Origin of the sequence: Roseiterribacter gracilis, from assembly GCA_018332375.1 — a bacterium.
GTDB lineage: Bacteria > Pseudomonadota > Alphaproteobacteria > BOG-932 > Roseiterribacteraceae > Roseiterribacter > Roseiterribacter gracilis.
In genome coordinates, this window is the sequence record BOPV01000001.1 from 3,012,598 (window position 1) to 3,035,502 (window position 22,905).

At 64.1% G+C, this 22,905-nt stretch carries 22 protein-coding genes; 13 read left to right on the forward strand and 9 right to left on the reverse strand.

The genetic code is table 11. The features are described from left to right. Nucleotides 1–135 precede the first annotated feature (135 nt). The 3 genes from rho to cydB all read left to right on the forward strand — a co-directional run bounded on the left by rho (nt 136) and on the right by cydB (nt 3,925). On the forward strand, nt 136–1,392 hold the full coding sequence (rho, locus tag TMPK1_RS15045) for a transcription termination factor Rho (RefSeq protein ID WP_420243927.1): 1,257 nt from the start codon (nt 136–138) through the stop codon (nt 1,390–1,392). A 149-nt stretch (nt 1,393–1,541) separates the two neighbouring features. Continuing rightward, nucleotides 1,542–2,921, forward strand: coding sequence for a cytochrome ubiquinol oxidase subunit I (locus TMPK1_RS15050; protein WP_420243928.1), 1,380 nt, complete (start codon nt 1,542–1,544; stop codon nt 2,919–2,921). After that, complete coding sequence (gene cydB, locus TMPK1_RS15055; RefSeq protein WP_420243929.1) at nt 2,918–3,925, forward strand: cytochrome d ubiquinol oxidase subunit II; 1,008 nt, start codon at nt 2,918–2,920, stop codon at nt 3,923–3,925. Before TMPK1_RS15050 ends, cydB begins: the two co-directional genes overlap by 4 nt. A gap of 74 nt (nt 3,926–3,999) precedes the next feature. Here cydB and TMPK1_RS15060 read toward each other — a convergent pair whose 3' ends face one another. The 5 genes from TMPK1_RS15060 to TMPK1_RS15080 are packed head-to-tail and all read right to left on the reverse strand — an operon-like array spanning nt 4,000 to nt 9,139. After that, nucleotides 4,000–4,890: an alpha/beta fold hydrolase gene (locus tag TMPK1_RS15060; RefSeq protein WP_420243930.1), complete on the reverse strand. Its 891-nt coding sequence runs from the start codon at nt 4,888–4,890 to the stop codon at nt 4,000–4,002. After that, entirely contained in the window at nt 4,883–5,380 is a 498-nt protein-coding gene (locus TMPK1_RS15065) for a YybH family protein (protein ID WP_420243932.1), read from the reverse strand. Before TMPK1_RS15065 ends, TMPK1_RS15060 begins: the two co-directional genes overlap by 8 nt. Further along, a complete protein-coding gene (locus TMPK1_RS15070; protein ID WP_420243934.1) occupies nt 5,380–6,354 on the reverse strand; it encodes a quinone oxidoreductase family protein in 975 nt (324 codons plus the stop codon). Before TMPK1_RS15070 ends, TMPK1_RS15065 begins: the two co-directional genes overlap by 1 nt. Before the next feature lie 4 nt (nt 6,355–6,358). After that, entirely contained in the window at nt 6,359–7,045 is a 687-nt protein-coding gene (locus TMPK1_RS15075; protein ID WP_420243935.1) for a dienelactone hydrolase family protein, read from the reverse strand. 60 nt (nt 7,046–7,105) lie between these two features. Continuing rightward, nucleotides 7,106–9,139 (reverse strand): thioredoxin domain-containing protein, encoded by a 2,034-nt coding sequence (locus TMPK1_RS15080; RefSeq protein WP_420245675.1) that lies wholly within the window; start codon nt 9,137–9,139, stop codon nt 7,106–7,108. Between the two features lie 59 nt (nt 9,140–9,198). Here TMPK1_RS15080 and TMPK1_RS15085 point away from each other — a divergent pair, with 59 nt between their 5' ends. The 10 genes from TMPK1_RS15085 to TMPK1_RS15130 all read left to right on the forward strand — a co-directional run bounded on the left by TMPK1_RS15085 (nt 9,199) and on the right by TMPK1_RS15130 (nt 17,623). Then, nucleotides 9,199–9,444, forward strand: a complete 246-nt coding sequence (locus TMPK1_RS15085; protein ID WP_420243937.1) for a DUF6489 family protein — start codon at nt 9,199–9,201, stop codon at nt 9,442–9,444. Between the two features lie 15 nt (nt 9,445–9,459). Beyond that, the gene (gene mnmE / locus TMPK1_RS15090; protein ID WP_420243938.1) at nt 9,460–10,746 is read left to right on the forward strand and encodes a tRNA uridine-5-carboxymethylaminomethyl(34) synthesis GTPase MnmE; all 1,287 of its coding nucleotides are present in this window, start codon (nt 9,460–9,462) and stop codon (nt 10,744–10,746) included. A 122-nt stretch (nt 10,747–10,868) separates the two neighbouring features. Then, the gene (gene mnmG / locus TMPK1_RS15095) at nt 10,869–12,731 is read left to right on the forward strand and encodes a tRNA uridine-5-carboxymethylaminomethyl(34) synthesis enzyme MnmG (protein ID WP_420243940.1); all 1,863 of its coding nucleotides are present in this window, start codon (nt 10,869–10,871) and stop codon (nt 12,729–12,731) included. Beyond that, entirely contained in the window at nt 12,709–13,335 is a 627-nt protein-coding gene (gene rsmG / locus TMPK1_RS15100; RefSeq protein ID WP_420243942.1) for a 16S rRNA (guanine(527)-N(7))-methyltransferase RsmG, read from the forward strand. The genes mnmG and rsmG overlap by 23 nt, the downstream gene beginning before the upstream one ends. Further along, nucleotides 13,332–14,183, forward strand: coding sequence for a ParA family protein (locus tag TMPK1_RS15105; protein ID WP_420243944.1), 852 nt, complete (start codon nt 13,332–13,334; stop codon nt 14,181–14,183). The genes rsmG and TMPK1_RS15105 overlap by 4 nt, the downstream gene beginning before the upstream one ends. Beyond that, nucleotides 14,176–15,084 carry a ParB/RepB/Spo0J family partition protein gene (locus TMPK1_RS15110; RefSeq protein WP_420243945.1) on the forward strand — a complete coding sequence of 303 codons (909 nt, stop codon included), beginning with the start codon at nt 14,176–14,178 and terminating at the stop codon, nt 15,082–15,084. Before TMPK1_RS15105 ends, TMPK1_RS15110 begins: the two co-directional genes overlap by 8 nt. Nucleotides 15,085–15,612: 528 nt before the next feature. Continuing rightward, a complete protein-coding gene (locus TMPK1_RS15115) occupies nt 15,613–16,086 on the forward strand; it encodes a hypothetical protein (protein ID WP_420243946.1) in 474 nt (157 codons plus the stop codon). 85 nt (nt 16,087–16,171) lie between these two features. Beyond that, nucleotides 16,172–16,843: a glutathione S-transferase family protein gene (locus TMPK1_RS15120; RefSeq protein WP_420243947.1), complete on the forward strand. Its 672-nt coding sequence runs from the start codon at nt 16,172–16,174 to the stop codon at nt 16,841–16,843. Continuing rightward, nucleotides 16,833–17,156 (forward strand): ArsR/SmtB family transcription factor, encoded by a 324-nt coding sequence (locus TMPK1_RS15125; RefSeq protein WP_420243948.1) that lies wholly within the window; start codon nt 16,833–16,835, stop codon nt 17,154–17,156. The genes TMPK1_RS15120 and TMPK1_RS15125 overlap by 11 nt, the downstream gene beginning before the upstream one ends. Continuing rightward, nucleotides 17,153–17,623 (forward strand): SRPBCC family protein, encoded by a 471-nt coding sequence (locus TMPK1_RS15130; RefSeq protein ID WP_420243949.1) that lies wholly within the window; start codon nt 17,153–17,155, stop codon nt 17,621–17,623. The genes TMPK1_RS15125 and TMPK1_RS15130 overlap by 4 nt, the downstream gene beginning before the upstream one ends. A gap of 39 nt (nt 17,624–17,662) precedes the next feature. Here the strand turns inward: TMPK1_RS15130 and TMPK1_RS15135 are convergent, their stop codons facing one another. The 4 genes from TMPK1_RS15135 to leuS all read right to left on the reverse strand — a co-directional run bounded on the left by TMPK1_RS15135 (nt 17,663) and on the right by leuS (nt 22,902). Beyond that, on the reverse strand, nt 17,663–18,592 hold the full coding sequence (locus tag TMPK1_RS15135) for a hypothetical protein (protein WP_420243951.1): 930 nt from the start codon (nt 18,590–18,592) through the stop codon (nt 17,663–17,665). Between the two features lie 214 nt (nt 18,593–18,806). Then, nucleotides 18,807–19,829 carry a DNA polymerase III subunit delta gene (gene holA / locus TMPK1_RS15140; RefSeq protein WP_420243952.1) on the reverse strand — a complete coding sequence of 341 codons (1,023 nt, stop codon included), beginning with the start codon at nt 19,827–19,829 and terminating at the stop codon, nt 18,807–18,809. Next, a complete protein-coding gene (gene lptE / locus TMPK1_RS15145; RefSeq protein ID WP_420243953.1) occupies nt 19,826–20,329 on the reverse strand; it encodes an LPS assembly lipoprotein LptE in 504 nt (167 codons plus the stop codon). Before lptE ends, holA begins: the two co-directional genes overlap by 4 nt. Continuing rightward, nucleotides 20,326–22,902: a leucine--tRNA ligase gene (gene leuS / locus TMPK1_RS15150; RefSeq protein ID WP_420243955.1), complete on the reverse strand. Its 2,577-nt coding sequence runs from the start codon at nt 22,900–22,902 to the stop codon at nt 20,326–20,328. Before leuS ends, lptE begins: the two co-directional genes overlap by 4 nt. Nucleotides 22,903–22,905 lie beyond the last annotated feature (3 nt).

The following is a 22,905-nucleotide window of genomic DNA, read 5'->3' on the forward strand; positions in this document are numbered from 1 at the left end:
CCGGGCTCGGAAGTTTCGTCTTCTGTTTCCCGAAAAATCCGTTCCTCTGGCCGTCTCCGGCCGCGCCCCGCGCGCAAATCCCGCGTCCCAATTCTCTCGACGCGTTGGAATCCTCCCCGCCCCTCGAGTCCCCGCATGAATCTTAGCGAACTCAAGAAGAAGACCCCCGCTGACCTGCTCGCGCAGGCCGAAGAACTGCAGATCGAAAACGCGTCCAGCCTGCGCAAGCAGGACATGATGTTCGCGATCCTGAAGCAGCTCGCCGACAATGAAGTCGCGATCTTCGGTGGTGGTGTTCTCGAAATTCTGTCCGACGGCTTCGGCTTTCTTCGCAGCCCCGAGGAGAATTATCTCCCAGGCCCGGACGACATCTACATCTCGCCGCAGCAAGTGCGCCGCTTCGGTTTGCGCACCGGCGATACGGTCGAAGGCCAAATCCGTTCGCCCAAAGACGGCGAGCGTTATTTCGCGCTGATCAAACCGAACCTGATCAATTTCGACGATCCGGATCGCGTTCGTCACCGCATCAATTTCGACAACCTCACGCCGCTCTACCCGGAAGAAAAGCTCAAGCTTGAGCTCGATGATCCGACCAAGAAAGACGCGGTCAATCGCGTCATCGAACTGGTCTCGCCGCTCGGCAAAGGCCAGCGCGGTTTGATCGTGGCGCCGCCGCGTACCGGCAAGACGATGATGCTGCAGTCGATCGCGGGTGCGATCGCCGCCAATCATCCCGAAGTCTATTTGATCGTTCTGCTGATCGACGAACGTCCCGAAGAAGTCACCGACATGAAGCGGTCGGTGAAGGGCGAAGTCGTCAGCTCGACCTTCGACGAACCCGCGATGCGCCACGTGCAAGTCGCCGAAATGATCATCGAAAAGGCCAAGCGCCTGGTCGAGCACAAGCGTGACGTCGTGATCCTGCTGGACTCGATCACGCGTCTGGCGCGCGCCTACAACACGGTCGTGCCGTCGTCGGGCAAAGTGCTGACCGGCGGTGTCGACGCCAACGCGCTGCAGCGTCCGAAGCGTTTCTTCGGTGCCGCACGTAACATCGAAGAAGGCGGCTCGCTGACCATCATCGCCACGGCGCTGATCGAAACCGGCAGCCGCATGGACGAAGTCATCTTCGAAGAATTCAAAGGCACCGGTAACTCGGAAATCGTTCTCGATCGCAAGGTCGCGGACAAGCGTACCTTCCCGGCGATCGACATCGCCAAGTCGGGCACGCGCAAAGAAGAGCTGCTGGTCGATCGCGGCACGCTGTCGAAAATGTGGGTGCTACGCCGCATCCTCAATCCGATGGGCACCGCCGACGCTGTCGACTTCCTGCTCGACAAGCTCAAGCACACCAAGACCAACAGCGAATTCTTCCAGTCGATGAACCAGTAGGCTTCGGCCTCTCTGTTCCGCGAACCGCAGGCGCAGCTATTCGTTAGCTGCGCCTGTTTCGTTTTCGGCCTGCGTCACAGCAGACGCTTGGGGGATTGCGCGACAAAGGATTAGGCTCCTCACGTCGGATCCGAACCGGAGATCGAGCGATGGATGCGTTGCTGTTGTCGCGGCTGCAATTCGCTTTCGTCATCGCCTACCACATCCTGTTTCCCGCCTTCACGATCGGGCTCGCGAGTTACCTCGCCGTACTCGAAGGCCTGTGGCTCGTCACCGGGCGTGAACGATTTCGCACACTCTATCGCTTCTGGTTGCGGATCTTTGCCGTGTCATTCGGCATGGGCGTCGTCAGCGGCATCGTCATGTCGTTCCAGTTCGGCACCAACTGGGCGCGGCTTTCGACGGCTGCCGGACCGATCCTTGGACCGCTTCTGTCCTACGAAGTTCTGACTGCGTTTTTCCTCGAAGCCGGCTTTCTCGGCATCATGCTGTTCGGCTGGAACAAGGTCGGCAAAGGTCTGCACTATTTCGCCACCTGCATGGTCGCGCTGGGCACGTTGCTGTCGACCTTCTGGATTATCTCGGCGAATAGCTGGATGCAGACGCCGGACGGGTTTGCGCTGATCGACGGAAAATTCGTGCCGGTCGATTGGTGGCGCATCGTGTTCAACCCGTCTTTCCCGTACCGGCTCGCGCATATGGTGCTGGCTGCGTATCTCACCACCGGCATGGCGGTCGCGGGTTGTGCCGCCTGGTTGCTGTTGAAGCGCCGCGCGATCGAAGAGTCGCGCACCATGTTGCTGATGGCGGTCGGGCTGGCTGCCGTGTTGGCGCCGTTGCAGATGGTGGCGGGCGACGCGTCGGGCCTTGCCGTCGGACGGTTTCAGCCGGCGAAGCTTGCTGCACTTGAAGCGCGATGGGAGACCGCCAAACGCGTGCCGCTGACTCTGTTCGGTTTGCCGAACGCGGAAACAGAACGCACCGACTACGCGATTGAAGTGCCGGTGCTGGGGTCGATCATTCTGACCCACGATCCCGACGGCGAAGTGAAAGGCCTCAAGGATTTTCCACGCAGCGAGCGACCGCCGGTTTGGATCGTGTTCTGGTCGTTCCGCATCATGGTCGCGATGGGACTGTTGATGCTGGCGGTCGGTCTGGTCGGCGGCGCGTTGGCGTTGGCTGGACGGCTGGGCACGTCGCGCTGGTTCCACCGTCTGTGTCTGGTTGCAGCACCGTCGGGATTCATCGCGGTCGTAATGGGCTGGGTGACGGCCGAAGTCGGTCGGCAGCCCTACGTGATCTACGGCCAGATGCGCACGGCTGATGCGGTGACGCCGTTTCTGCCGGCTGGCAGCGTGTTGACGACTTTGCTGTTGTTTATCGTGTCGTACGCGATCGTGTTCACCGCCGGCGCCTACTACATGTTCCGCCTGCTGCAGCGCGGACCCGAAGCACCGCCCGACGGCGCTGACCATCCCGCGAAAACGGCCCGCCGTCCGTTGTCGATGCCAGAGGGAGCGCCGTCATGAGCATCGACCTGCCGCTGATCTGGGCCGGCATCATCGTCGTCGGCGTGTTCATGTATGTGCTGCTCGACGGATTCGATCTTGGCATCGGAATCCTGTTCCCGTTCGCGCCCGACGACGCAGCGCGCGACAAGATGATGAACTCGGTGGCGCCGATCTGGGACGGCAACGAGACCTGGCTGGTGCTGGGTGGGGCCGGTCTGCTGGCTGCGTTTCCCGCCGCCTATTCGATCATCTTGTCGGCCTTGTATCTGCCGCTGATCGTGATGCTGCTGGGGCTGACCTTTCGCGGCGTCGCGTTCGAGTTTCGCTTCAAGGCAAATACCAGCCGCTATCTTTGGGACCGCAGTTTCCAATTCGGCTCGTTGATCGCGACCTTCACGCAGGGTGTCGTGTTGGGTGCGTTCGTGCAGGGATTCCACCATGACGGCATCACGCACACCGGCGGACCGTTCGACTGGCTGACGCCGTTCGCACTGATGACCGGCGTTGCGTTGGTTGCGGGCTATGCGTTGCTGGGCGCGACCTGGTTGGTGATGAAGACCGAAGGCGCGCTGCAGGCCTGGGCGCGCAAAGTCAGCGTGACGTTGCTGATTGCGGTCACGATCTTCATCGCGGTCGTGAGTCTGTGGGTGCCGTTTCTCGAAACCGATATTTTCCAGCGCTGGTTCACCTGGCCGAACCTGCTGTACCTGTCGCCAGTTCCGTTGGCAGTGCTGGTGTTGTTTCTCTATCTCGTGCGCGCGCTGCGCCGCGACGACACGCATGTGCAGCCCTTCGTGCTGACTCTGGGTTTGTTCGCGCTGTCCTACCTCGGCCTGGGCATCAGCCTGTGGCCCAACGTCGTGCCGCCCAACCTGTCGATCTGGACCGCATCGTCACCGCCCGAAAGCCAAGGCTTCTTGCTATGGGGCGCGGTCTTCATCGTGCCGATGGTGATCGGCTACACCGGCTACAGCTATTGGATCTTCCGCGGCAAAGTCGCGGATGACGGGTACCATCACTAGCGATGAATCGTTTCGCCTGGTTCGCCGCGATCTACGTCATGTCAGTGGTTGCGATCGTCGCAACGAGCTACCTGCTACGCGCGGCTTTGAAGGTCTAGCACTGCCTGCACCACTGCGTCGGGCGCTTCGCGTGGAAGGAAGTGTCCGACGCCGGGCAGCACGCGGCGTTCGTACGGGCCGGTGAAAAACGTTGCGTGATCGGCGGTAAGGCGCGCGAAGCTGACGCGATCGTCGGCGCCATGCAGCACGATGGTCGGCACGGCAATCTTCGGTTTTTCCGCGAGCGCGCGTTCCAACGCGTCGTAGCGCGGATCGCTGGCCGCTTCGCCGTTGCGATGCCGGTACGAATGCACGACCACGTCGACATAGTCGGGGTTGTCCCAGGACGCGGCGCATTCTTCGAAGTCTTCGTTGCTAAAGACCCAGGGCGGCGACCACTCGTCCCACAGCGCGCGGCCCATCACCTTGCGGTTCTGCTGCACACCCGCAGCACCGCGCGCGGTGCAGAGATACCATTGATACCAGTAAGCGCGTTCGATCTCTTGGTCGGCGGACGGCGCCGGCGCGGACAAGGTGTCTTGAATGAGATAGCCGTGGCCGGCGACGAGGAATTTGACGCGGTCCGGTTGCAGCGCCGCTGCAATGCAAGCGGCGCGTCCGCCCCAATCATACCCGACGAGACCAACCTGCTGCAGCGACAGCGCGTCGAGCAGATCGAACAGATCCTGCGCGATGGCACCTTGCTGGCCGACGCGCGCATGTCCGTCGCGAATGCGCGTCTGCCCGTGGCCGCGCAGATGCGGAACGATGACGCGAAAGCCAAGCTCGGCCAGTTTGGGCCAAACGTATTTGTAGGTGTTGGCGTCGTCGGGATAGCCGTGCAGCAGCACGACCGGAAATCCGTCGCCGATCTCGAAATAAGCAAGATCGAGCGTCTCGGTTTGAACCCGCCGCAGCTCAGTCATAGATGCGCGCGCCGCCCGCTGCTTCGAATGCTTCGCGCGTTGCCGGTCCGTTGGCATCGACGCGGTGGCGCCACGTGCCGTCGGCGCCTTTGCGCAGTTCCAGCATCATGCTGCCGTATTCAATCTCTTCCCCGCCTTTGCCGTCGCGCACGACAAGGCGGAAAAAGCCGGTGTCGTACATCGCGTTCGGCGTTTCGCGCCGCTCGCTGAGCCGAACCGTAATCTTCGCTGTCTTGCCCGCCTGTTTCAGCCGCGCCAGCGTGCCGGCAAGACGCTGCTCGATCGCGGCCTTGCCGACGGTCAGTGCGGGTGCCTTGTCAGTCTGCAGAAACAACAGCACTGCATCGTCGGCGAAGACATGTTGCAGCGGCGCCGGATCCAACTGCGCAAACGCGTCGGCGATATGTTTGTACGGCGCGTCGACTGTTGCGTCGGCGGCGTGCGCAGCGCCGCCGAACAGCAACAAGGTGCAAGCGAGCGCGACGCGCATCACGGAATCAGCAAAGTCGAGCCGGTGGTCTTGCGCGCTTCGAGCGCGCGATGTGCCTCGGCTGCGTCTTCCAGTTTGAACCGTTGCGCGATGTTGACCTTGATCGTGCCGTTCTTCACCAGCTCGAACACTTCGGCTGCGGCCTGCATCAAGTCCGAACGCGCAGCCATGTAGGCGGCGATCGACGGACGCGTCAGGAAGAACGACCCTTTGGCGAGCTGGCCGAGTTCGATCGGCGGCACCGGTCCCGACGATTGGCCGAACACGACCAGCGTGCCCAACGGCGCCAGGCATTCGAAGCTGCCTTTGATCGTGTCCTTGCCGACCGAGTCATAGACGACCGGCACGCCCTTCTCGTCCGTTTCTTGGCGGACGTGCTGCACCCAATTTGCTTCGCGATAGAAGATCGGCACGTCGCATCCATGCGCGACCGCGAGGTCGGCTTTTTCTTTGCTGCCGACCGTGCCCAGCACGCGCGCGCCCAGCGACTTGGCCCATTGGCATGCGATCAGACCGACACCGCCGGCTGCGGCGTGGAACAGGATTGTCTGGCCGCTCTGCACCGGGAAGGTCCGGCGCAGCAGATATTGCGCGGTCAGCCCCTGCATCATCAGCGATGCCGCCTGTTCGTCGCTGACCCAATCGGGCAGCGGCACCAGACGGTCGGCGGGATAGAGACGTTCGTCGGCATAGGCGCCGAGCGGACCGCCGACATAGGCGACGCGATCGCCGGCCTTGAGCGAGGTGACGCCTTCGCCGACCGCTTCGACCACGCCCGCGCCTTCCGATCCGACCGGCGCCGGCAGGTCGCCGATCGGGTACAGGCCGGTGCGGTGATAGACGTCGAGATAATTGAGCCCGATCGCGGTCTGCCGGATGCGTGCCTGGCCGGGGCCGGGTGCCGCAACGTCGACCTGCTCGAGCTTGAGATTTTCGGGTCCGCCAAAAGCCTGGATCCGGACGACACGTGCCATTGGCTTAGCCTTTCAAATGTTCGGCGAAGAACGCTTCGGTGCGCGCGTTGGCGCGCGTCGCCGATGCTTCGCTGTAATGCTGACCGCCGGTTCGTGCGAACGCGTGGTCGTCATCTGGATATGTCTCGATTTCAACCAGCGGATTTTTGCTGAGCGCTGCTTTGACCTGCGCCTGCGCTTCGGGCGGGACGAACCCGTCTTTGCCCGCAATGTGCAACAGCAGCGGCTTGGTGATTGCACTCGCCTCGTCGAGGCTTTTGTCGATGCCGACGCCGTAATAGCCGACGGCTGCGTCGACGTCGGACCGTGTCGCCATCAGATACGCAAGCTTGCCGCCGAGGCAGTAGCCGATCGCGCCGACCTTTTTCAGGCTGCGCATGCCGCGCAGGAACTTCACCGTCTGGATCAGATCCTCGGTGCCCTTGGTTTCGCTGAACCCCTGATAGAGCGCGAACGCCTTCTTCCAGTGTTCGTCGGTCTTGTCGCTGATCTGGATGCCGGGCTCCTGGCGCCAGAACAGATCGGGACAGATCGCGGTGTAGCCTTTCGACGCCCAGTAGTCGGTGAGACCGCGCATCACGTCGTTCACGCCGAAGATTTCCTGGATCACGACCATGCCGGCGCTGCCGGTGCCGGACACATAGGCGGAGAAGCTTCCGCCATCGGCGGCTTCGATCGTCACGTCGGGCATGCAAAGTCCTCGTTGGCTTTAAGCGCGCGACCGTAACGACGCGCACCGCTGGATGTCACGTCACGCGCCCGCCTGCACCTCCGCGAGGCGGAGCAACAGATCCTGCGTGTTGGTTGCGGGCGGCATGCAGGTCGGACCGACGCAGACATAGGCCGCGGGCTTGCCGTCGATCAGGCCCTTGCCGAAGGCCGGGTGCGCGGCCGGAAGCCTGGCGTCGGGCGACAGGCGCAACAACGTCCGGTCGGGGACGAACGAACGTCGCGCCACGTCGGCCAGCGCCTGCGTCGCGGGATCGTCGGACCTGCCGACCACGACGAGCTGCAACGGCCGCCGGCTAAGCGCGACGCCGTCGAGATAGGCGGCGAGCGGAAACACGTTGCGTTCGACCTCGCCGGCAAAGGCGCGTTCGAGTTCGTCGGCGCGCGCGCGCAATTTGTCGTCGCCGGTCAGCATGAACAGCCGCGTCAGCACCGACAGCATCGTGCCGTTGCCCGACGGCGTCGCCGCGTCGGCGGCGGTCTTGGCGCGCACCACCAGACGTTCGGCATCGTCGGCGGTGCTGAAATAGCCGCCCGCCTGGCTGTCCCAGTAATGCGTATCGAGCTCGGTCACCAAGGCGCGCGCCGCACCCAGAAAGCGTGCCTCGCCCGTCGTCTCGAACAGGGTGATCGCGGCGCGGGCCAATTGCGCATGATCGTCCAGGGTTGCGCGCGCGCCGCGCTTGCCGTCGCGGAAGGAATGGGCGAGCCGGCCATCTGCGCCGGTCAGCGCCGTGATCGTGCCGTCGAAGGCTTCGACCGCGCGAGCGATCCAGGCGGTGCGTCCGAACACGTCGCCGGCAAAAGCCAGCGCCGCAATCATCATCCCGTTCCAGTCGCCGAGGATCTTGTCGTCGCGTCCGGGACGAACCCGCTTGTTGCGCAGTTCGAGCAAGCGCGCGCGCAAGCCGGGCAGACGTTGCGCTTCTTCGTCGGTCAGGTCGGGCCCGTGATTGAGCTGCAGCACCGACTTGCCGTCTTCCCAATTGCCGTTGTCGGTGACGTCGTAGGCGCGCCGGAACAGCGCGGCATCACCACCGAGAGCGTCGTCGATCTCTTTCGCCGTCCAGATATAGAAGCGGCCTTCTTCGCCTTCGCTGTCGGCGTCGATCGTTGCGGCGAATGCGTCGTGCTCGGCGCGCATCTCGCGTTCGAGCCAGAGGACGGTTTCTGCCGCGCGCTGCGCGAACAGACCGGCGCCGGTACCGGCCCAGGCGAGCGTCAACAGCTCCAGCAACTGCGCGTTGTCGTAGAGCATCTTTTCGAAATGCGGCACGAGCCAATGCGCGTCGGTCGAATAGCGCGCGAAGCCGCCGCCGAGATGATCGTAGATGCCGCCGTTCACGATGCGCACCAAGGTCAGCAAAGTCGCGTCGCGCGCGGCTTCGTCGCCATGCTGTGCCCAGACGCGCCACAGCAGGCGCAGCAGCGGTGCGTTGGGAAATTTCGGTGCACCGCCGACGCCGCCCCAATCGGGATCGACCGAGTCCGCAAAGCGCGCCGCAACCCGTTCCGGAATCGCCGCGTCGAGCGACTTGCCGGCGCGAGCAGTCGCCAACTCGGCCAAGCCGCCCAGCAACGCGTTGCGGTTCTGCACCACCTTGTCCGGCTCGCTCACATACAGCTCGGCAACGCGGTGCAGGACCTGCGCGAAGCTGGGCCGGCCATGGCGCGGCTCGGGCGGAAAATAGGTGCCGCCCCAAAACGGATTGCCGTCGGCGTCGAGAAACATCGTCAGCGGCCAACCGCCCTGCTGCCCCAGCAGCGACAGCGCGCTCTGATAAATCGCATCCAGGTCGGGTCGCTCTTCGCGGTCGACTTTCACCGCGACGAACTTCTCGTTCATCAGCTGCGCCGTCGCTTCTTGTTCGAAGCTTTCATGCGCCATGACGTGACACCAATGGCAGGCGGCATAGCCGACCGAGAGCAGGATCGGCTTGTTCTCTGCGCGCGCTTTGGCGAACGCAGCATCGCCCCACGGCAGCCAATCCACCGGGTTGGTGGCATGCTGCAGCAGATAGGGGCTGGTCTCATTCGCTAGCGCGTTTGTGCGCATCGACACGTGGTGAAGCTCCGGGGCAATGTCCGTCGCGATCTAGATCGGGAGTTTCGGCAATGAAGGTCAATGTCACGGTCGACTGCACGCCGGAAGAAGCGCGCGCCTTCATGGGGCTGCCCGATCTCCGTCCGCTGCAAGCGGCAATGATGGGCGAAGTCGAAGAGCGCATGAAAACCGCGATGCGTTCGATGGACCCCGAGCAGATTTTGAAAACCTGGTTCGGCGGCGCCGCGCCCGGTCTCGATCAGTGGCAGAAATTCTGGTCGCAGTTCGGACCCGGCGGCAGCGCGCCGTCGCCGTGACGGTGTGCGCGTAATTTGACTGAGACGATTTTCGCGCTCGCATCGGCGCCGGGCCCGGCCGGCGTTGCGGTCGTGCGCATTGCGGGCGACCGCGCACACGACATCGCACGCGCGCTTGTGGGTGATCTGCCGAAACCGCGCGTCGCTGCGCGTCGACTGCTACGCGACCCTAATAGTGGTGAGTCGATCGACGACGCACTGCTATTGGTGTTTTCAGCGCCTGCGAGCTTCACCGGCGACGACGTCGTCGAGCTTCACACGCATGGCGGTCGCGCGGTCTACGCCGCGATCGTGCGCGCGTTGCTCGCACTCAATGCACGTCCGGCAGAGCCAGGCGAGTTTTCCAAACGCGCCTTTCTCGCCGGCAAGCTGACGCTCGATCAGACCGAAGCGATCGCCGATCTCGTTGCGGCCGAAACTGAAGCGCAACGGCGCCAGGCGCTGCGCCAACTCGGGGGCGCACTGGCCGCGCGCGCCGACGGTTGGCGTGCGTCGCTGGTCGAAGCGATGGCGGCGGCCGAAGCGGAAATCGATTTCCCCGACGAAGATCTGCCAGCCGGGCTCGAACAGCGCGCGCGCACCGCCATCGTCACGCTGCGCGACGAACTCGCGATCGCGCTGGAAGAAGGCAAGCGCGGCGAGGCGCTGCGCGACGGGATCGAAATCGCGGTTCTGGGCCCGCCGAACGCCGGAAAGTCTAGCCTTATCAACTACTTATCTGGTCGCGACGTGGCCATCGTCTCGCCCATTGCAGGCACCACGCGCGACGCGATCGAGGTGCGGCTCGACCTGGGTGGCTGGCCAGTGACGTTGATCGACACGGCGGGGCTACGCGACTCCACCGATCCGATCGAGCAGGAAGGTGTGCGCCGCGCCCGGGCCCGGGCCGAGCAGGCCGACCTGTCACTGTGGCTGACCGAGGCGGCCGAGGCCGGCGTCCCATCGCCAATCCCGGGCGCGATCTGCGTCGCGACCAAGACCGACCTGGCTTTGGCGCCGGCCGGCTGGCTTGGCATCTCGACCATCACGGGCGTCGGGTTGGGCGCGCTTCTGGCGACCTTGGAGGGCGCGGTGGCGGATATCCTCGCCACCAGCGGCGCTGCGATCCCGACGCGCGAGCGGCACCTGGCCGCGATCACCGAAGCGCGCGACGCGCTACATCGTGCGCTGCAGGCCGACCTGCCCGAGCTGATGGCCGAGGATCTGCGCCTTGCGGCGCGGGCGCTGGGCCGGATCGCGGGACGGGTCGATGTCGAAGACGTGCTCGACCGACTGTTCGCGAGCTTCTGCATCGGCAAATAGCGGCCTGTGCGCAGAACGGTGGGCATCCCTGTGCAGGATCGAGAAATCGCGGGGACAAAGCGTCCTGTTTCACGTGAAACGCCTAGGTCTGACTCTGCCCCCATGGTAGGTCCCGGCCCCTCATGAACAGCTTCGATGTCATTGTTGTCGGCGGCGGCCATGCCGGGTGCGAAGCGGCCGCTGCGGCCGCCCGCCTTGGCGCGCGCACCGTTCTGGTGACGCACGACCCGGCGACCATTGGGGCGATGTCCTGCAATCCCGCAATTGGTGGGCTGGGAAAGGGCCATCTCGTCCGCGAGATCGACGCGTTGGACGGGATCATGGGCCGCGCCATCGATCGCGGCGGCATCCAATTCCGGATTCTGAATGCCAGCAAAGGCCCGGCGGTCCGCGGTCCGCGCGCCCAGGCCGACCGCAAGCTCTACGCCCAGGCGATCCAGGCGCTGTTGGCCGAGCAACCGAACCTGACGATCAAGCCGGGCGCGGCCGCCGACCTGCGCCTCGACGCCAACGGCCGGACCACCGGTATCGTGCTGGAAAGCGGCGAAGAGATCGGCGCCGGCGCGGTGATCCTGACCACCGGTACCTTCCTGCGCGGCCGGATTCACCTCGGCGAGAAGAGCTGGCCAGCCGGCCGGGCCGGCGAAGAACCCTCGGTCGCGCTGGGCGAAACCCTTGCACGGCTTGGCTTTTCTGTCGGTCGGCTCAAGACCGGGACGCCGCCGCGCCTGGATGGGACGACGATCGACTGGGCCCAGTTGGATCGCCAGCCGGGCGATAACCCGCCCCCGCCCTTCTCCTATCTGACCGACCGGATCACGACGCCGCAGATCGATTGCCACATCACCTGGACCGGCGCCGAAGCAGCCGCCCTGGTGCACGCCAATCTCCACCGCGCGCCGATGTATGCCGGCCGCATCGAAGGCGTTGGTCCGCGCTACTGCCCCAGCTTCGAAGACAAGATCGTGCGGTTCGCGGACAAGGATCGCCACCAGATCTTCCTCGAGCCCGAGGGGCTGGATGACGACACGGTCTATCCGAACGGCCTTTCGACCAGCCTGCCGGAAGAGGTCCAGGCCGCGATCATCGCCTCGATCCCGGGCCTGCAGAACGCGGTGATCAAGCGGCCGGGCTACGCGATCGAATACGACTATGTCGACCCACGCGAGCTGGCGCCGACCCTGGAAACCCGCAGAATCCCTGGGCTTTTCCTGGCTGGCCAGATCAACGGGACGACCGGCTATGAAGAAGCCGCGGCCCAGGGGCTGATGGCCGGCATCAATGCGGCCCGGGCTGTTGCGGGCTCGTCTGCCTTCACGCTCGACCGCGCCGATGCCTATATCGGCGTGCTGATCGACGATCTGGTGACCCGCGGCACGCGCGAGCCCTATCGGATGCTGACTTCGCGGGCCGAATACCGGCTGCAGCTGCGCGCCGACAATGCCGATCAGCGCCTGACCGACCTCGGTATTGCGGCCGGCGCCGTTGGATCGGCGCGCCAGTCCGCCTGGACCGCAAAGAAAGACGCGCTGGACGCCGCGCGCGCCCTCGCCGCCTCGCTGTCGGCGACGCCGAACGAGCTCGGCCGCCAGGGTCTGCACGTGAATGCGGACGGCGTACGGCGCTCGGTGCACGAGCTTCTGTCGCGCCCAGACATCGATATCGCCAGGCTTTCCGCCATTTTCCCGGCCCTGTCCGGCCTCGATCCCGCGATCGCTGAGCAGATCGAGATCGACGCGCGCTATGCCGGCTATGTCGAGCGGCAGGACGCGGATATCCGCGCCTTCCGCAAGGACGAGGCGTTGGCCTTGCCCGCCGAGCTCGATTACGCCCAGGTCGGCAGCCTTTCGACTGAGGTGCGCCAGCTCCTGACCACCAGCCGCCCCGCCACGCTTGGCGCCGCGGCCCGGATCCCGGGCATCACGCCCGCCGCTTTGACCGCTCTGCTTCGCTACGTGCGCCGTGACCATCGTCGCGTCGCCTGACGGCCAGGCCGCCTTCGCCGCCGCGACCGGTGTTTCACGTGAAACGCTGGCGCGGCTCGACGCCTATCGGGCCATGCTGCTCGAGGCCAATCGCGGCCTGGCGCTGATCGGGAAGAACACCGAGGCGGATATATGGGACCGCCACTTCCTTGATTCTGCACAGCTTTTACCGCTGCTGCCAAAGCCGGACGCGCGCGTCGTCGATGTCGGAACCGGTGCTGGCTTCCCCGGCCTGGTCCTCGCCATTGTGGGCGGGCCGCGGGTCGAGCTGATCGAAAACAACATAAAAAAGGCCGAGTTTCTGGCCGCGGTGATCGAGAAGCTGCAGCTCGACGTCGTGCTGCATGCCAAGAAGGTCGAAGCGGTGCGGCCCTTCCCGGCCGACGTCGCGACCTCGCGCGCGCTGGGGCCGCTTATCTCTTTGATTCAATTGACAATTCCGTTTCTACACCATGGCGGTGTAGGAATATTTCCCAAAGGCCGTACCGTTGCGGCCGAGCTGGAAGCGGCCCGCGCCCGCTATCGCTTCGACGCCGAGTTGATCCCGAGCAAAACCGCCGAGGACGCGCGCATCGTGCGCCTCGCCAACCTCAGACGCGCATGACCGAACCAAATTTGGCTGATCCCGCCTACGCGGGCGGTGCCGACACTTCTGCCGAGCCCGCGCCGTCACCGACGGTGCGCATTCTCGCGCTCGCCAATCAGAAAGGCGGCGTCGGCAAAACCACGACGGCGATCAATCTCGCCACCGCGCTTGCTGCGGTCGGCAAGCGCGTGCTGCTGCTCGATCTCGATCCGCAGGGCAACGCGTCGACCGGCATCGGTCTCGATCCGTCGCAACGCGGACGCGGTTCGTATGCGGTGTTGTTCGAAGGCGCGTCGATCGCCGACGTCGTGCGCGAAAGCGGCATTCCGAATTTGTCGATCGTACCCGCGTCGGTGCATCTCGCCGGCGCCGAGATCGAACTCGTCAATGCCGACGATCGCGAAACGCGCCTGCAGCGCGCGTTGCACAATATCGGCAGCACCTACGACTACGTGCTGATCGACTGTCCGCCGTCGCTCAATCTGCTGACCCTGAATGCGCTGGTTGCGGCGAACGGCGTGCTGGTGCCGTTGCAGTGCGAGTTCTATGCGCTCGAAGGTCTGTCGTATCTGGTGCAGACCGTCGAACGCGTGCAGCGCGCCTACAATGACAAGCTGCAAGTCGAAGGCGTGCTGCTGACGATGTTCGACAAGCGCAACAGCCTCAGCGAAATGGTCGCAGCCGATGTGCGCGCACATTTTGGTGACCGCGTCTTTCGCACTGTCATTCCGCGCAACGTGCGCGTATCCGAAGCGCCGTCGCACGGCGTACCGGTGCTTCTCTACGATCATCGTTCGGCGGGCGCGCAAGCCTACATCCAGCTCGCAGGCGAGCTGCTCAAGCGCGAAGGGGCAAAGCTTGGCTGATCCAAAAAAGAAGGGCCTCGGACGCGGCCTGTCGGCACTGCTCGGTGACGCGCAAACCGCGTATGCCGCAGCCAGCGGCACACCGGGTGTGCCGGTCGATATCGCGACCGCCGTTGGCGGCGCGCAGCAGACGATGCCAATCACCTGGCTGACTGCGGGCAAGTACCAGCCGCGTCGTCGCTTCGACGATGAAGCGATTGCCGAACTTGCCGCGTCGATCAAAACGCGCGGCATTCTGCAACCGATTCTGGTGCGGCCGCTTGGGCAGGACAAATACGAAATCGTCGCCGGCGAACGGCGTTGGCGCGCGGCGCAAAAAGCCGGGCTGCACGACGTGCCCGTGCTCGTGCAGCAGCTTGCCGACGATGCAGCCGCCGAAATCGCGCTGGTCGAAAATCTGCAGCGCCAGGATCTGTCCCCACTCGAAGAAGCGCAGGGCTATCAGCGTTTGATCGACGAGTTCGGTCACAGCCACAGCGCGCTGGGCGACACGATCGGCAAAAGCCGCAGCCACGTCGCCAACACGTTGCGTCTGCTGGCGCTGCCCGATGCGGTGAAAGCGCTGCTCGACGACGGCAAGTTGATGGCCGGTCACGCACGCGCCTTGTTGACCGCCGCCGATCCGATTGCGTTGGCGCGCGAAGTCGTCGCCAAGGGCCTGTCGGTGCGCGCCACCGAACAGCTCGCGGCGAAATCGAAACAGGCTGCACGTCCCGGCACGCTGGGCGCGCCGCGTGCGAGCAAGAGCGCCGATCTGATTTCGCTCGAACGCGATCTGACGGGGCGGCTCGGCCTCAACGTCTCGATCGAGACCGAAGGCAAAGGCGGCAAAGTCACCATCGAATACAAGTCGATGGAGCAGCTCGACGACCTGCTGGCGCGGCTGACCGGCGGAAACTAGGCCCCGTTTCCAGTCTTCACGACCCAACACCCCGGCCGGAAACGGCCGGGGTGTTTTTGGTACGGCCGCCGTCAAAGAACGTCACGGAGACGATCACAGAAAGTCTCACCGAATGGTGGCATGTGCCATCATTCCGCCGTGATTGAATACGCACCCAAGCAAAATCAACGGCTTAAGAGTTGGCACGCGGGCTGCAGTTGCGTGGTCATCCCGGCGCTGGTGTCGGGAACAGACACTGGAGAGACGCAATGACCAAGTTCCTCAATCAAGCCGAAGACGTCCTGGGCACCCTGGTTGCCGTCGCCGTCCCCGCGTTCATCACCGCCGCGATGCTGGCCTTCACCGCCGGCTTCTGAACTGACCATCATCGAGCAAGGGACTATTCCGATGTCGCGCTTCCTCGCTGACTTCGAAGATTGGGCCGGTGTCGCTGTCGCCTTCGCGATCCCGACCTTCTTCACCGCCACGTTCCTCGCCTTCGCCGCCGGCGTACTCTAAGCCGCACCCAAGACTCGAAAGACCACGCCCATGCGTCTCGTCATCACCCACGCCTTCAGCCTGCCGCGCGATCCCGCCGCGGCCTGGTTTCTGGTCGAAGGTTGGGCGGCCGCGCTGGGCTATCGCGTGGTCGAGCGCCGCGCCGGCCTGTGCCGGATCGAACGCGGCAAGTCGACCAAGTTTCACCAGGCGGCGCCCCGCGATGCGCGTACCTGGGGCGAGATCCGGCTGGACGGCGACCGTGGCGTCGCCGCGCTCGCCCTCTCGTTGGAAAATCCCGGCTTCGAATGGTTCGAGCGCGTCGATGGCCGCGCCGGATCCTGGGAAGCCTACCTTCGCGGCGAGCTCGAACTGCTTGGCCGCGAAGTCGATGCCAGTGCCGCGCTTGGCCTAGCCGCGCTGCATGAAACGGCGCGCCCCGAATGGACCTTCGATCGCGTACTGGCGCGGTCGCGCGAGCTGATCGCGATCGTCCGCCACAAGCTACGCCCCAAGTCCTACTGAAAACTTAGCCAGTACGGAAAGTTTCTCCTTGCGCCCGATGGCGCGCCCGAATAGTTAGCCGTCACGGAAACTATTGTGGTGCGACATGGCGCTGGTCCTGCATTCCCATCCCGTGTCGGCCTATTGCTGGAAGGTGCTGATCGCGCTGTACGAGAACGGCACCCCGTTCGACCTGCGCCTGGTCAATCTCGGCGATCCATCCGCCAAGGCCGCGTTCGAGGCGCTGTGGCCGACCGGGAAAATCCCGCTGCTCGAAGATGACGGGCGCGTCGTGGCCGAAACCTCGATCCAGATCGAACATCTCGACCGGACCTATCCGGGCAAGGTCGCGCTGTTGCCGGCCGACGCACAGCTCGAGGTGCGGCTGTGGGACCGGTTGTTCGATTGCTACGTGATGACGCCGATGCAGGACTTCGTCGCGCAGCATCTGCGCCCCGGCGCTGAGCGCGATGCGCGCACGCTCGCCGACATGCAGACGCGTCTGCGTCGCGCGTACGATCTGATCGAAGCGCGCATGCCTGCACGGCCCTGGGCCGCGAGCGCCGACTTCAGCATGGCCGATTGTGCCGCTGCGCCGTCGCTCTTCTACGCGGCCTGCGTGCTGCCGTTCCCGCCGACGCACACAAAGCTCATCGCCTACTACGAACGACTGATGGCGCGGCCGTCGGTGCAGCGCGTGCTCGAAGACGCACGACCTTTCTTCCAATATTTCCCGCTGCGCGACGCATTGCCTGCGCGGTTCCGCGATGCAGCCTGACGCGCAACTCGATCGCGTGTTCGTTGCGCTGGCAGATGGCGCGCGCCGCGCGATGATCGACCAGCTCAGCAAGGGGCCCGCATCGGTGTCCGATCTTGCGCGGCCGTTGCAGATCGCGCTGCCGTCGGCGCTCAAACATCTGGCGCTGCTCGAAGCGGGTGGTTTCGTGCGTTCTGACAAAGCCGGCCGCGTGCGTACCTACCGGATTGCGCACGATGCGTTCAGCGGACTCGAAGAATGGGTGTCGCAACGCAAGACGCAGTGGAACCGGCAGTTCGACCACCTTGCGAAATATCTGGGAGAAGACGAGTGACGCACAGCGCGGCGCATACGAGCTTCGTGCTCGAACGACGCTTCAAATCCTCGCCGGCGCGCGTGTTTCAGGCCTGGGCCGATCCCGATGCGAAACGGCGTTGGAACGATTGCCACGCCGAAGTCGGCACGACCGACTACACGATCGACTTTCGCGTCGGCGGCCACGAACTCCATCGCGCGATCCTGCCCGACGGCAAGAAGCAGCTCGTCGACAAAGTCTTTCTCGAGATCGTCCCCGACGCGCGCATCCTGTTTGCCTACAGTATGGAAGCGGGAGGTCGGTCGCTGTCCGCGTCGCTCGTCACGGTCGAGTTTCATGCCGACGGCAGCGGTACGTTTCTGAAACTCACCGAACAGCTCGCCTATCTCGACGGGCACGACGATCTGCAGCAGCGGATCGAAGGGACAAGCGAAGGGCTCGACCGGTTGTTTCTAGAATTGGCGGAAGATCTGCCGACGCACTGACGCCGGGCGCGGCATGCGCCGCGCCCGGACGCGCATGGGTTAGCTAAAAGCGAAATCCGCCGCCGTCAGCGTCGACAGCTGCACGTGCTGCAACGTCGCGATGACATGTTGACCGTCGGTGAGCTGCACGTCGTCGCCGGCCTGGAACAAGTGATGGTTCTTCAGCAGGTCAGCAAAGCTGTGGTCGGGGTAATTGCGCAACGCAACGACATCGCCGTTGGCAGTGCCGCGATGGGCTGTGAAGTCCGCAATCTGAACAGCGGCCGTAACCGTATTGAAGAAGAAGATGTCGTTCCCGGCTCCGCCATTCACGGTCATCCCGAAGATCGGATCCGAGACGATGTTGAAGACGTCATCGCCCGCGCCGAGATTCACGTGCAACGTACCCTTCGGGTCGATGTTCTCCAGTTGCGTAAATTGAAACGATACGCGGTTGACCAGAAACAACGACCCGTCACCGAAATTGTCGATATCCACGATATCGTTGCCAGTCGTGCCATTATAGTCGACCGCGGTGACATGGTTTTGCAGATTGAACTCGATCGACTGCAGCTCGGATTTGCTGAAATCGTCAATCTGCAAATGATCCGTGCGAGCCGTGACGCTCAGCGACTCTACGCGTGACGCTTGAAACACGCCGCTATTCGCAAAGTTGATGTCGACGCCATCAACGCCGCGCCCGATCGAAATGGAAGGCGTAGCTTCAAGAATGAAGTTGAGCACAGTGAAGTTGACCGTGTCGAAGCCGTCACCACCGTCGATCGTGGTCGTCAGCCCCGCTGGTTGCTGACCTTGTACGGAGAGCGTGTCATCGCCCGCGCCGAGATTAAACGCGACCTGATCCTGGCCTGTAAGGGCGCCGAGATTGGTGTCCGTACCGGTGTTGTTATCAAAGACGTGAAAATTCGCGCCGACCTTGGCGAACTGGAAGCGATCGTCGCCTTGCGTGCCGGGAATATCGATGATCATCGAGTGACCTTACGTTGAACGATGTGCGGGCGGAGATGCCCGGACAACGTACTCGTCGCCTCGCGTCTTATTCCAAACCTTGCACGTGCGAGACGCACAAAGTCAGCCGCTGCAGAGACAGTGTGTCATCGACGACAACGGAAGCGTTCCGTGCCGACCGAAAGACGCTGTGAACGAGCGGAAACGGCAAACAGAACGATCGGAAGATCGACGCCTATCGTCGTGCGGCGAGTTGCGCCACCGCGAACAGCGCGCGGCTGGTCAGCACCGCTTCATCGGCGCCGGTGCGTTTGCATGCGGCTTCGGCGGCGACCAAGCCGTTCATCGCCGCTTCGAGCTTGGTCAGCGACCAGCGATCGAGCTGGCGCATGAAATTGTCGCGCGCTTTGAAGAACAAAGGCGGCTGTAATTTCGAACAGGCCGCATCCATCGACTCGCCCGCATCGATGCGCGCGCGCGTCGCGTGCAGACGGCGCACATAGGTCTGGGCCACGCGCAGCACGCCGATCGCCGAGGTCGACTCTGCAAACAAACGCGTCAGGCAGCGATCCAACCCCGGCACGTCGCCAGACGCTGCTGCTTGCGCGGCATCGTCGATCGCCATCGCGCCGCTGTCGCCCACCACGGCTTCAACGTCTTCGATCGTCGCGGTCGCGCCGGGCCCGAGATAGGTCGCGAGCTTTTCGACTTCTTGGCGCGCGATCATGCGGTCGCCGACCAGGCTGCTCGCCAACAGCTGCAGCGCGTCGCCGTCGATGCGGATTTTCCGTTCGGCCAGCGCGTCCGACAGGGTGCGCGCCATTTGCCGTTCGTCTTCGACGTAGCACGGCAAGGCCGCACCGTTGGGCGAGGCTTCGAACAGTTTGCGCAGGGCCGAGCGCGGACCGAGATCGCCCGCTTCCAACACGCTGAAACTGTCGCTCTCGCGTTCGAGCAGCAACGCCGCCGCTTTCGCCAGCTTGTCGGATGCTTCGCGCACGCGCACCAGGCGACGTCCGCCCATCAACGACAAGGATGCGGCCTCGTCGGCAAGGCGCGTCACGTCGTCGATCAGCGGGGCTTCGTGCGCAAAGGCTGCGACGCGGAACGGGTCGTTCAAATCTTCGACGACCGTCATTGCCAGTGCGCGGGCGCGTTCGCGGACCAACCCTTCGTCGGGGCCATAGACCAGAACAGCGCGAACGTTCTTGTCCGGGCTTTTCAGGAACCGTTCGATGGCGGCGCCAGCGAGCTTCAAGCGGCTTTCTTTTCCCGCGTGAAATACAGCGCCAGACGGCCGGTGATGTCGTCGGCGATCTGGCGCAGACCGCGTTCACGCGCATCTTCGCTCGACAGGATGGTGCCGAATTCGCTCTGCAGAATGTTGAACGACGGCGAAGCGCGGAAGCTTTCGCGCGTCAGTTCTTTGCCGCTCGCGTCGCGCAGCACGTAGGTGCCGGAATAGCGCAACTGACCGCGCGTCGCGGTCGCGTCCTGCTGAATGCCCAGATTGACCTGCTGTTCGAGCAGGCTGACTTCGAGACGATAGGCGGGCTCGGTCGGGCCTTGCGGCTGCATCCGGTCGATCAACGCATTGCGCAGCTGCTGCCCGGTGCGATCGGGAATGTTGGCGATGCGCACCTTGGCCAGCTCTTCCCCGGCAAGCCCACCCATCGGACCGCGCTTGGCGTAGAGCGGCTGGAATCCGCACGCGGTGAGCGTGAGGACGGCGAGCAGGGCCAGCAGGCGCAATTTCATCCGACCACCAAGTTCACGATGCGATTGGGCACGACGATCACCTTGCGCAGTTGCTTGCCTTCGAGCGCCTGCGCGACCGCGGGCACCGCAACCGCGGCGGCCTGCGCATCATCGTTGGCGACGTCGCGCGGCAGGTCGACCGTGCCTTTCAGCTTGCCGTTGACCTGCACCGCGACGGTGACGCTGCTTGCGACCAGCATTGCGGGATCGACCTTGGGCCATGCAGCGTCGACCACCAAGCCCGGACGACCCAACCGTTCCCACATGGATTCCGCCAGGTGCGGCATGATCGGCGCCACCAGCTGCGTGAGGATCGCCGTCGCGCTGGCAATGCAGGGCCATCCCGACTGCCCGAAGCCACCCTTTTTGACCTGCTCTTCCAGGAAGTTCGACAGGGTGCGGATGGTCGCGACTGCGCTGTTGATGCGGAAGCTTTCGAACTGCTCGTCGACCTGCGCCACCGCCCGATGCGCGGCACGCATGATGTCTTCGCCGCGCGCATCGTCGTCGATCGCGCCGTCCATGCCCAACTCGGCGACGTCTTCGGCCAGGCGCCACAGACGGCTGGCGTAACGCCATGCGCCTTCGACACCGGACTCGGTCCACTCCATGTCACGTTCGGGCGGCGTGTCTGAGAGAATGAACAAGCGCGCCGAATCCGCGCCGTAGCGTTCCAGGATCTCCTGCGGATCCACCGTGTTGCGCTTCGACTTCGACATCTTCTCGACGCGGCCCGGCGTCACCGGCGAGCCGTCGGCAGTCAGCGTCCAGTTGCCCGCTTCGTCACGCTGCACTTCGCTGGGCGACAGCCACTGGCCCGCCGGCGATTTGTACGTTTCGTGCGTGATCATGCCTTGCGTGAACAGGCCCGCGAACGGCTCGTCGATGCCGATCAGCCCAACCTTCTTCATCGCGCGCGTGAAAAAGCGCGCATAGAGAAGATGCAGCACCGCGTGTTCGATGCCGCCGATGTAATTGTCGACCGGCAGCCAGTACATCGCCGCGTCGCGATCGAACGGCTTGTCGCTGACATGCGGCGAGCAGAAGCGCGCGAAATACCAGCTCGACTCAAAGAACGTATCGAACGTGTCGGTTTCGCGCACGGCTTTGCCGGCGCAAGTCGGGCACGCGACATGTTTCCAGGTCGGGTGATGGTCGAGCGGGTTGCCCGGCTTGTCGAACGTGACGTCTTCCGGCAGCACCACGGGCAGCTGGTTTTCCGGCACCGGCACGACACCGCATTTGTCGCAGTGAATGACCGGGATCGGGCAGCCCCAATAGCGCTGGCGGCTGACGCCCCAATCGCGCAGGCGATAGACCGTCGTTCCTTTGCCCAGGCCGAGCGCTTCGATGCGGCGGATCGCTTCCAGCTTCGCCGCTTCGACGTCGAGACCGTTCAAGAAGTCCGAGTTGACGATCGTACCGGGGCCGTTGAACGACTCTTCGCCGACGAACACCGATCCGTCTTCGGCAACGTTGGTACCATCGGCGGCCTTCACCACCGGCAAGATCGGCAAATTGTATTTGCGCGCGAACTCGAAGTCGCGCGCGTCGTGTGCTGGGCAACCGAAAATGGCGCCGGTGCCGTATTCGATCAGCACGAAATTGGCGGCGTATACCGGAATGGTGCGGTCCTGGAACGGGTGCTGCACGCGCAGACCCGTATCGACGCCGATCTTTTCCTGCGCTTCGATCGCGGCTTCGCTGGTGCCGCTCTTGCGGCATTCGGCGACGAACGCTGCAATCTTCGGATCTCGGGTAGCGAGATCCGCAATGAGCGGATGTTCGGGCGACAGCGCTGCGAACGACGCGCCGAACAGCGTGTCGGGCCGCGTCGTGTAGACTTCGACTCCCGCATCGCTGTCGACGATCTTCCAACGCATGCGCAAGCCGCTGGATTTGCCGACCCAGTTGTCCTGCATGGTGCGGACTTTGTCGGGCCAGCGATCGAGCGTCGTCAGACCGTGCAGCAGGTCGTCGGCGAACTCGGTGATCTTCAAGAACCATTGCGACAGGCGGCGGCGTTCGACCGGCGCGCCCGAACGCCAGCCCATGCCGTCGACGACCTGTTCGTTGGCCAGCACGGTGTTCTCGACCGGATCCCAATTGACCCAGCTCTCTTTGCGGTAGGCCAAACCCGCTTCGAGAAATTTCAGGAACATCCACTGTTCGTGCCGGTAATAGTCCGGCTCGCAGGTGGCGATCTCGCGCGTCCAATCGATCGCCAGGCCGATCGACTTCAACTGGTCGCGCATCGACGCGATGTTCTGGCGCGTCCAGATCGCGGGATGGACGTTGTTTTCATGCGCTGCGTTTTCGGCCGGCAGGCCGAACGCGTCCCAGCCCATCGGATGCAGCACGTTCTTGCCTTGCGCGCGGCGCCAACGGGCAAAGAGATCGCCGATCGCGTAATTCTTGACGTGGCCCATGTGGATGCGTCCCGACGGGTACGGGAACATCTCCAGCACGTAGCTTTTCGGACGGCCGGGCTCTTCGCGGGCGACAAAGCATTGCGCTTCGTCCCAACGGGCCTGCCAGGTTTGTTCTGCTTCGCGGAAATTATAACGGGCCATGAC

What these genes read in the sequence shown, in the direction of transcription:
- rho (WP_420243927.1), top strand. Translation starts at nt 136, where the DNA reads ATGAATCTTAGCGAACTCAAGAAGAAGACCCCCGCTGACCTGCTCGCG.
- TMPK1_RS15050 (WP_420243928.1), top strand. Translation starts at nt 1,542, where the DNA reads ATGGATGCGTTGCTGTTGTCGCGGCTGCAATTCGCTTTCGTCATCGCC.
- cydB (WP_420243929.1), top strand. Translation starts at nt 2,918, where the DNA reads ATGAGCATCGACCTGCCGCTGATCTGGGCCGGCATCATCGTCGTCGGC.
- TMPK1_RS15060 (WP_420243930.1), bottom strand. Translation starts at nt 4,890, where the DNA reads ATGACTGAGCTGCGGCGGGTTCAAACCGAGACGCTCGATCTTGCTTAT.
- TMPK1_RS15065 (WP_420243932.1), bottom strand. Translation starts at nt 5,380, where the DNA reads ATGCGCGTCGCGCTCGCTTGCACCTTGTTGCTGTTCGGCGGCGCTGCG.
- TMPK1_RS15070 (WP_420243934.1), bottom strand. Translation starts at nt 6,354, where the DNA reads ATGGCACGTGTCGTCCGGATCCAGGCTTTTGGCGGACCCGAAAATCTC.
- TMPK1_RS15075 (WP_420243935.1), bottom strand. Translation starts at nt 7,045, where the DNA reads ATGCCCGACGTGACGATCGAAGCCGCCGATGGCGGAAGCTTCTCCGCC.
- TMPK1_RS15080 (WP_420245675.1), bottom strand. Translation starts at nt 9,139, where the DNA reads ATGCGCACAAACGCGCTAGCGAATGAGACCAGCCCCTATCTGCTGCAG.
- TMPK1_RS15085 (WP_420243937.1), top strand. Translation starts at nt 9,199, where the DNA reads ATGAAGGTCAATGTCACGGTCGACTGCACGCCGGAAGAAGCGCGCGCC.
- mnmG (WP_420243940.1), top strand. Translation starts at nt 10,869, where the DNA reads ATGAACAGCTTCGATGTCATTGTTGTCGGCGGCGGCCATGCCGGGTGC.
- TMPK1_RS15105 (WP_420243944.1), top strand. Translation starts at nt 13,332, where the DNA reads ATGACCGAACCAAATTTGGCTGATCCCGCCTACGCGGGCGGTGCCGAC.
- TMPK1_RS15115 (WP_420243946.1), top strand. Translation starts at nt 15,613, where the DNA reads ATGCGTCTCGTCATCACCCACGCCTTCAGCCTGCCGCGCGATCCCGCC.
- TMPK1_RS15120 (WP_420243947.1), top strand. Translation starts at nt 16,172, where the DNA reads ATGGCGCTGGTCCTGCATTCCCATCCCGTGTCGGCCTATTGCTGGAAG.
- TMPK1_RS15125 (WP_420243948.1), top strand. Translation starts at nt 16,833, where the DNA reads ATGCAGCCTGACGCGCAACTCGATCGCGTGTTCGTTGCGCTGGCAGAT.
- TMPK1_RS15135 (WP_420243951.1), bottom strand. Translation starts at nt 18,592, where the DNA reads ATGATCATCGATATTCCCGGCACGCAAGGCGACGATCGCTTCCAGTTC.
- lptE (WP_420243953.1), bottom strand. Translation starts at nt 20,329, where the DNA reads ATGAAATTGCGCCTGCTGGCCCTGCTCGCCGTCCTCACGCTCACCGCG.
- leuS (WP_420243955.1), bottom strand. Translation starts at nt 22,902, where the DNA reads ATGGCCCGTTATAATTTCCGCGAAGCAGAACAAACCTGGCAGGCCCGT.